This window comes from Streptomyces sp. DvalAA-14 (genome assembly GCF_900091855.1).
In the GTDB taxonomy this organism is placed as follows: domain Bacteria; phylum Actinomycetota; class Actinomycetes; order Streptomycetales; family Streptomycetaceae; genus Actinacidiphila.
The window spans coordinates 1-1751 of record NZ_FMCH01000582.1 but is presented as its reverse complement, the minus strand read 5'-3'; the positions used below and the strand labels follow the sequence as shown (position 1 = coordinate 1751).

Sequence of the window (1751 nt, the reverse complement as noted above, 5' to 3'; positions counted from 1 at the left end):
GCCGCCCTGTTCGCCGCGGCCGCGCTGACCGCCGACGGTCTGGCCGGGGTCGGCGCGCTCACCGCCGGAGCCACCGTCAGCACCCAGTTCGGCGCCGCCCCGCCGGCCGCGGCGGCCGACAACGGCCTGGCCCTGACCCCGCAGATGGGCTTCAACAACTGGAACTCCACCCACTGCCGGGCCGACTTCGACGAGGCGATGGTGGAGGGCATCGCCGACCTCTTCGTCTCACGGGGGCTCGAGGCGGCCGGCTACACCTATGTGAATCTCGACGACTGCTGGGCGCTGCCGCAACGCGACACGCGAGGTGACCTGGTCGCCGATCCGGTCCGCTTCCCGCACGGCATCAAGGCCGTCGCCGACTACGTCCACGCCAAGGGCCTGAAGTTCGGCCTCTACTCCAGCGCCGGCACCAAGACCTGCGACAGCAACGGCTTCCCCGGCGGCCTCGGCCACGAGCGGCAGGACGCCGAGTTGTGGGCGTCCTGGGGCGTCGACTACCTGAAGTACGACAACTGCAACAACACCGGCACCGACACCAGGGTCCGCTACCAGGCGATGGCCGACGCGCTGAAGGCGACCGGCCGGCCGATCCTCTACAGCGTCTGCGAGTGGGGCTCCACCCAGCCGTGGACCTGGGCGCCGGCGCTGGGCAACTCCTGGCGCACCACCGGTGACATCGGCGACTCCTGGTCGAGCATGATCGGTATCGTACATCAGAACCAGGCGCTGGCCGGTTACGCCCGGCCCGGCGCCTGGAACGACCCGGACATGCTGGAGGTCGGCAACGGCGGCATGACCGACACCGAGTACCGCACCCACTTCAGCCTCTGGTCGGAGATGGCGGCGCCGCTGCTGATCGGCAGCGATCTGCGCGGGGCGAGCGCCGCGACGCTGGCGATCCTGAAGAACACCGACGTGATCGCGGTGGACCAGGACCCGCTCGGCCGGCAGGGCACGGTGGTCTCGTCCGGTGGCGGACTGGTGGTGATGTCCAAGCCGCTGGCCGACGGCAGCCGCGCGGTCACGCTCACCGATGAGAACGCCTCGGCCGGGACCGTCGCGACGACCGCGGCGGAGATCGGCCTGGACGGCGCCTCCTCGTACACCGTCAAGGACCTGTGGTCGAAGGCGGTGTCCGCCTCGACCGGCCCGATCGCGGCCGTGGTCCCGGCGCACGGCACCGTGATGCTGCGGGTGACACCGAACCGGGTGACCGGTCCGGATGCCGCCGCCCGGCGGGCCGGCTGACCGGGCGCCACCCGTGTCAAGATCTTGCACACAGCGGAAAACGGCATAACTCCCCTATCGGGGCAAGGGGTTCGCCGCATCTTCGGTTGTCGACAGCAGGCGCGCGAAGCTGTGAATCGGTGAGGCGAATCCTGTTCACTTTCTTGACGTGTCAGCAACAGCGCCGTAATCATCACAGCATCCAGAGAGCGCTCTCTCACCCTCCGGCGACGACACTCAGGAGACGCCGTGACCGGCAGCCCCCCACGTCTGTTCACCCCCCACCTGTTCGGCAGATACCCCCGATCACTGGTCTTCGCCTGCGTAGCGGCGCTGATCGCGACCTTCGCTCTGGTGATCCTCCAGACCCCGGCCAGAGCCGCGGGCACCCTCCTGTCCCAGGGCAAGCCCGCCACGGCCTCCTCCACGGAGAACGCGGGCACCCCGGCGGCCTCCGCGGTCGACGGCAACACCGGCACCCGCTGGTCCAGCGCCGCCGCCGACCCGCAGTGGCTCCAGGT

The 1751-nt window shown here is 70.2% G+C and carries 2 protein-coding genes; both read left to right on the top strand.

Annotated features, from left to right (window positions below):
- The coding region (locus GA0115240_RS31455; protein ID WP_346268003.1) for a glycoside hydrolase family 27 protein at positions 1-1251 on the top strand (1251 nt) is incomplete at its 5' end.
- A 228-nt stretch (positions 1252-1479) separates the two neighbouring features.
- On the top strand, positions 1480-1751 hold a 272-nt coding region (locus tag GA0115240_RS31450; protein WP_370673393.1), incomplete at its 3' end, for a discoidin domain-containing protein.